Annotated in this window: 6 protein-coding genes, 1 tRNA gene and 1 pseudogene; 5 read left to right on the top strand and 3 right to left on the bottom strand. The window is 66.9% G+C overall.

Annotated elements, in window-relative coordinates; translation table 11 throughout:
* Positions 1-708: FTR1 family protein (locus JWP83_RS26470; protein ID WP_297737296.1), on the bottom strand; the 708-nt coding region annotated here is incomplete at its 3' end.
* Between the two features lie 314 nt (positions 709-1022).
* Here JWP83_RS26470 and JWP83_RS26465 point away from each other — a divergent pair.
* The 4 genes and pseudogenes from JWP83_RS26465 to JWP83_RS26450 all read left to right on the top strand — a co-directional run.
* Positions 1023-1571, top strand: a pseudogene (locus tag JWP83_RS26465) (HAMP domain-containing protein); the annotation flags it as partial.
* Positions 1572-2178: 607 nt separating this feature from the next.
* Positions 2179-2240, top strand: a tRNA-OTHER gene (locus JWP83_RS26460).
* A 233-nt stretch (positions 2241-2473) separates the two neighbouring features.
* Entirely contained in the window at positions 2474-2767 is a 294-nt protein-coding gene (locus JWP83_RS26455) for a hypothetical protein (protein WP_297737294.1), read from the top strand.
* A 50-nt stretch (positions 2768-2817) separates the two neighbouring features.
* A complete protein-coding gene (locus tag JWP83_RS26450; RefSeq protein WP_297737291.1) occupies positions 2818-3645 on the top strand; it encodes an enoyl-CoA hydratase/isomerase family protein in 828 nt (275 codons plus the stop codon).
* Here the strand turns inward: JWP83_RS26450 and JWP83_RS26445 are convergent.
* The gene (locus JWP83_RS26445; RefSeq protein WP_297737288.1) at positions 3640-4431 is read right to left on the bottom strand and encodes an MBL fold metallo-hydrolase; all 792 of its coding nucleotides are present in this window, start codon (positions 4429-4431) and stop codon (positions 3640-3642) included. The two genes, JWP83_RS26450 and JWP83_RS26445, sit on opposite strands and share 6 nt — an antisense overlap.
* A gap of 8 nt (positions 4432-4439) precedes the next feature.
* Positions 4440-5975: a long-chain-fatty-acid--CoA ligase gene (locus tag JWP83_RS26440; RefSeq protein WP_297737285.1), complete on the bottom strand. Its 1536-nt coding sequence runs from the start codon at positions 5973-5975 to the stop codon at positions 4440-4442.
* Positions 5976-6122: 147 nt separating this feature from the next.
* Between JWP83_RS26440 and JWP83_RS26435 the strand changes: the two genes are divergently transcribed.
* On the top strand, positions 6123-6311 hold a 189-nt coding region (locus JWP83_RS26435; RefSeq protein ID WP_297737282.1), incomplete at its 3' end, for an SDR family NAD(P)-dependent oxidoreductase.

The following is a 6311-nucleotide window of genomic DNA, read 5'->3' as shown; positions in this document are numbered from 1 at the left end:
CCACCACGAGTCAGTTGAGACGTGTCCGCTGAAATCGAACGCGTACCAGGACCGGCCCGGCAGCCAGCCCGCGGTCTGCAGATCGCCGATACCGTAGGCAAGGATTCCCGCGGCAATCACGATCAGCACCACGGCCGTTCGTGTGAAGAAGACCTTCAGGTTCATCCGCACCGTACGCCGGTACAGCAGCCAGCACAGCACCACGGCGATCGTCAGGCCAACCGCCCCGCCGATGATCGGACCGACCGATTCCCCTGCCGCCTTCGCGGCGGTCCAGAAGAACAGTGTCGTTTCGAGACCTTCGCGTGCGACTGCCAGGAAAGCGGTCAGGGCAAGTGCCCCGGCGCCCAACATCAGCGCGTCGTGGACCTTGCCGCTTAGTTCAACGGACAGGTTCGCGGCGGTTTGCGACATCCAGAAGATCATCGCGGTCACCAGTACGACAGCAATGATGCTGAGCAGCCCCCCGGCGACGTCCTGACCGAGCCCACCGAGCGAACTGGTCGTCGAACTCAGCACGGTGGCGAAACTCGCCGACACCGTGATCGCTCCCAGTAGACCGAACCAAATTGGAGCGGTCGGTCGCCGAACGTCTCCGGCCAGCGGGGACTTGTGCACCGCGGCGAGCAGGATGCTGACGACCAGCCCAGCTTCCAACCCTTCCCGCAGACCGATCAGCAGGTTCGGCACGGCATCGGATAGGGTCACCTAAATAAGGTAAGGCATACCCAATGACGGCAAGCTGTGAGGTCCGTGTCTGCGCAGTTCGAGGGCCCAGCCGCGAGCGGGTTCGCCTGGGTGCACCACAGGCAAACGTCCGCTCGGTCATCTCGTTCAGCCTGTGCTCGTGCGGGCTGCCGCTGCCTATGCGACGCCGCAGCCCTCGGGTCAGGCCATAATCGGGAACGCAGGCCGAACGAACTGTTCCCTTTTAGGCGAAATCGAAGCCGCGCATCTAATCGGGAACAGTCATACACACCCGATCCGAACCCCAGATAATCCTACATGCCCACCCTCAGTGCGGCACGACGCTGGTGCAGCCGGTTGTGACCGATGGATTTCGGGCCGCCCGACGCGGAGAAACTGGAGTCGTCAGCGCCACCGATTACCTGGGCAACAAGGAACTGGAAGCCTATGCCCCGCTGAACATTCCCGACTCCGACCTGCACTGGTCGATCCTGGCGACGCGCGACGACTCCGATGCTTTTGCGGGGCTGGGCAAGTTCAGCAAGACACTCGTGATCGCGGTCACCACACTGGTTTTCGTCATCTGCGTGGCCTCGATGCTCATCGCCCAGGCGGCGATGGGGCCGGTCCGGCGCCTCGAGGAGGGCACGCGCAAGATCAGCTGCGGCGACTACAACATCGACATTCCGGTAATGGCACGCGACGAAATCGGAGACCTCACCGCGGCGTTCAACGAGATGAGCCGCAACCTCGCGATCAAAGAACAGTTGCTCAACGAGCAGCGCAACAAAAACAATCGACTCCTGCTGGCGCTGATGCCCGAGTCGATCGTCCAGCGGTATCGTGACGGTGAGGCGACCATCGCACAGAAACACCAGGACGTCATGCTGTCCATACGGCACGGCAGGAAGCGACAACCGACCAACCCAGTGGCGCGCCACAACAGATCGGCGCGCTGGTGTCGGCATCGTTTGAGCCTTCTGTTCGCAGGCTTGGTGCGGTCCTCGGCCCCGTCACGCAGGCAGTGGGTGTGGCGGCTCATACGCGGTGGGCTCCGGTGGCCGACGAGCTGGTTCGCAGCGGGATTACTTTCCAAGGACCCGGCGGTCGTGGCCGCGGTTTTAGCCGACCATGCCGCTGGCACCGCACCGAGTACGATCGGCCGTCGTCACAAGGTGCACCACAGCACCGTTGGGCGCTTCCTGGCCGGCGCGGAAGATCTCGTCGGCTGATCGGGGGCCGAATGGTCCTGTTCGGAATTTGGTCTTGTGTCGTTTTGGCGCCACTCGCGGCGCACGACGGCAGCGCTGGGTTATCAGAGTCATTGGCATGGGACAGCAGTCGCGAACCGGATTGCCGAACTTTACAGCGCGATGCGTCGCCAGAGGCCGCATCAATGCGGCCAATATGCGGCCAAAGCGGCGGATCAGTACGTCCAACAGGCCCAGTTACGGGAATCATTGCCGGTTTGAACAGCGAAAACACATCCGTGTAAGCCGGAAGTCCGCTTCACACGCGGAAGGTCGCTGGTTCGATCCCAGCCGGGACCACCACAATATTGCACGTCAGGCGCAGTTTTGCCGGCCAGGTGCCCGAGTTTTCGCTCGGCAGGGGGCGATGTCGGAGTTCGATCAGGCCATGCCAATGGCGCCACGCCTATCCGTTCGGGTTTTTTGCCCGGGCAGTACGAGCACTGCTGACGAAATCATGATCGACTACTCCCAACGCGACAGCTCTTTAGTGTGCAATCGGCAGTAGAGGACCAAGACCGTAAGGACGGTGGACGATGGTAGCCAACCAAGAGGGCATCGGCGTGCTGAAACTCGAATGCCCGCAAAGCCATCCCGTGGGCAGGATCCTCAAGGAGGCCCCGCACCAGTCGGTCGTGTACGACCCCGGCGCAATGGTGGGCCTACGCCGATTCTGGCCGAACGAGGACGAGCAGCCGCAGTTCAAGACCCACTGCCGCTTCTGCGACCAACCGGTGGGCGAGGCCACGACCACGCTGCAGGGCCAACTGGCCAACCTGATCGCCGACGCCTCGCAGACGATGGGAACCGCCACGATGCAGTACCTATAGGGGGCGTTACAGTTTGTGGCGCACTGTTGCGCCGAGGTGAGAGGAGCCCCGTGGCGACACCGCAGAGCAGCCCCCGCCCTCCCGAAGGCGATTGGCTGGGTACCCCGTACTTGACCTTCGAGCGCCAGGGCCCGATCGCGGTGTGCACGATCGACCGCCCGGAGGCGCGCAACGCCCTGAGCCCGGCGATGTACTTCGGAATCCGCTGTGCCGTAGGGCGTGTCAACGAGGACCCGGACCTGGCGGGGCTGCTGATCACCGGAACCGGCGACGTCTTCGCGCCCGGCGGCGACATGGGCGGTGGGGGAGGCGCCGACGCCTGGATGACCTTCGGCTCGGCGCTAGGCATGGATGTCACGCCGTTCGACGCGGTGCGGACGTCGGCCAAGCCCGTCGTCTCCGCGGTCAACGGGCTGTGCCAGGGCGGCGGCATGCAGATCGCGTTGTGCAGCGACCTGTCGGTGGTCAGCGAGCGGGCGACGTTCCGGGTGCCCGAACTCTTCCGCGGCTACGCTGACACCTACTACAGCCAGATGCTCGTCCGCCTGATCGGGCCGGTCCGCACCCGCGACCTCATGTTCACCGGCCGGGTGCTGACCGCGGCCGACGCCCTCGACTGGGGCCTGGTGACCAGGGTCGTGCCGCACGAGGACCTGCTCGCCACCGCGAACGACCTTCTGGCGCAGGCCTGTCGGACCGCGCCGCGCGCGCGAGGCGTCGTCAAGTCCAGCATCGACAACTATCTGGGCTTGTACGACCGCATCGGCATGAGCGCCAGTCTCAGCGACGCCGAGGCCCGGGACGGCTTCCGCGCCTTCAAGGAGCGGCGCTCGCCGGACTGGGTGCATCCGGAGCTGCGCGCCGAGGGACGGCTATAGGTCGATCCACTCGCCGTGGGCGGCGATCCGCAGCAGGTTGCCGATCCCGGCCTGGTCGAACGCCGCGGCGAATTCGTCGACGCCCTCGCGGAAATGGGCCCAGCCGTCGACATGGGCCGGTATCACCACCTTGGCGCCGAGAACTTCGGCGGCGGCGGCCGCGCGCGCCGCCGTCAGTGTCAACGGCCGACCCCTTTCCTTGGCCGGCACGCTGGCCGCCCCCGCGAAAAGCACCGCGATGTCGATCTCGCCGACGCGATCGGCGACCTCCTTGACCGCGCTCAACGAGGCGTTGTCGCCGCTGATGTACACCGTGGGCGCGCCGGGCCCGGACAGCACAAAGCCCGTCACCTCGCAGTTGATGTGGCCGCTAGCGTCGCGTTGCCCGTCGGCCGGGCCGTGGACCGCCGGAACAGCCTGCGCGACAAGGGAACCCGATCCGCCGGGCAGGTCATACGACTCCCACGGCGGCACTCCCACCGCCAGCGGCCCCAGCCGGCCGGCGGCGCCGGGATGGGTGAGGACCAAGGGCGCGGCCAGCGCCATCCGGCGGCCGTCGTCGTCCAGGTTGTCCGGATGCTGATCGTGGCTGATCAATACCGCGTCCACCGGCCCGAGCGCGTCGGCGCTCACCGCGGGCCCGGTGAGCTTGGTCAGGTAGGAATGCTCGCCGGGCGGATCGAAGGTCGGATCCATCACGATCCTGCGGCCGGCGATGTCGACGACCGTCGTCGGACCGCCCAGCACACTGATCGCACAGTCACGTCGCCGCGCGTCGACTTTCATGGCTCTACTCAAACATTCCGGGCACGGTTTTGCCAATACGGTTGCCGCAGCACGGTTTTGAGGATCTTGCCGCTCGGGTTGCGGGGGAGCGCGGGCACGAAGTCCACGGTTCGCGGGCACTTGTAGCCGGCCAGGTGCCGGCGGCAGAACCCGATGATGTCGCCGGGATCGACCTCGGTGGTGGCGACGACGATCGCCTTGACCGATTCGCCCCAGAAGTCGTCGGGAACACCGATGACCGCGGCGTCGGCGACGGCGGGATGCTCGATCAGCACGCTTTCCACCTCGGGCCCGTACACGTTCTCGCCGCCGGTGATGATCATGTCTTTGAGCCGGTCTTCGATGTAGACGTAACCGTCGGCATCGAGGCGCCCGACGTCGCCGGTGCGCACCCACTCGTCGGCGGTGATGGTCTCGGCGGTCGCTTCCGGCCGATTCAGGTAGCCGCTCATGTTCTGGTTGCTGCGCACCCAGATCTCGCCCGGCTCCCCGACGGGCACCACTTCACCCGTCTCGGGATCGACTACCCGAACCTTGGTGCCCAGCACGGCCTTTCCTGCCGACAGCTGCAGGCCGGGCCGGTCGGGGTCGCGGTGGTCGGCGTCGCTGAGCGCGGTGACCGCCCCGCACAGTTCCGTCTGCCCGTAGACCTGGACGAAGTTCGTCTCGGGCCAGGTCTCGAGCGCTCGATGCAGCAGCGGCACCGGCATGGGCGCGGCCCCGTACACGATGTAGCGCAGGCCCGAGATCGCGGCGCTCGTCGTCTCGCCGGCGGCCAGGAACCGGGCGATCACGGGTGGCACGAAGAACGCGTGGGTGGCGCCGGCCCGCACCGCCCCGATCAACGCCGCGGCGTCGGGTTCGCGGGTCATGATCGTCGGCACCCCCGCCGCGATGCCGAACAGCGCATAACCGATTCCGCCCACGTGGAAGAGAGGCATGCAAACGAGGTTCGCGTCCCCGTCGGCGAACGGGAACGCCGGCGCCAGGTTCGCCGCGTGATTGGCCAGCGCGCGCTGGCTCAGCAGGACGCCTTTCGGTTGCCCGGTGGTGCCGGAGCTGTAGATCAGCAGCGCGGTGTCGCTCTCGTCGACCTCCGCGGGCTGTGCGGGTGATGCTGCGGTGAGCAGGGACTCATAATCGTCATCGACCACGACGATGCGTTCCAGGCCCGCGACCTCGGCCGCGGCCGCCTCGACCGCGGGCCGCAGCTCGGCGCCGACGAAAAGCAACCGCGCGCGACTGTCGCCCAGCACGTGCGCGAGTCCATCGCCGGTCACCCGCCAGTTGACGACGGTCGTCACCGCGCCGATCGACGCGGCGGCGAAGAGGACCTCCAGGCAGGCCGGGTGATTCTTGTCGAGGAATGCCACACATTCGCCGCGCCGCACGCCGGCGGCTTGCAGCGCCCCGGCCGCCCGCCGGATCCGCGACGCCCACTCCGCCCACGACCACTGCCGCTCGCCGTAGCGAATCGCGATGCCGTCGGGCCGCTGCCGGGCATGTCGCTCGACGAATCCGGCGAGCGTCACCGAGCTGGGCATGGCATAACCCCTCCGCGTGCTGTGAGTTTGTTCCCTCAGAGTGTGCACTGGGGGCTTTGCGTGTGCGCGCAGGGCGGAAATTCGGCCGGATCTCCGCCACACGCTCACACGCGACGCCGTGGGCACACTCGAAGCGGCTGTGCCAACATGACTGCCATGGTCAAAGCCGATCGCGCCCGGTCTCGAACATTCGTCGTGACGGGCGCGGCGTCGGGCATCGGCCTGGCCACCGCGCGGCGCCTGCTCGCCGAGGGCGGCTCCGTCATCGGCGCCGACGTGGCCGCCCCGCCCGACCTGGGCGCCGACTTCCACTTCGTGACCGCCGACATCACCGAC

Origin of the sequence: Mycobacterium sp. (assembly GCF_025965855.1) — a bacterium.
In the GTDB taxonomy this organism is placed as follows: Bacteria; Actinomycetota; Actinomycetes; order Mycobacteriales; family Mycobacteriaceae; genus Mycobacterium.
The sequence above is the reverse complement of the archived record's forward strand: the minus strand, read 5'-3'. Positions and strand labels throughout refer to the sequence as shown.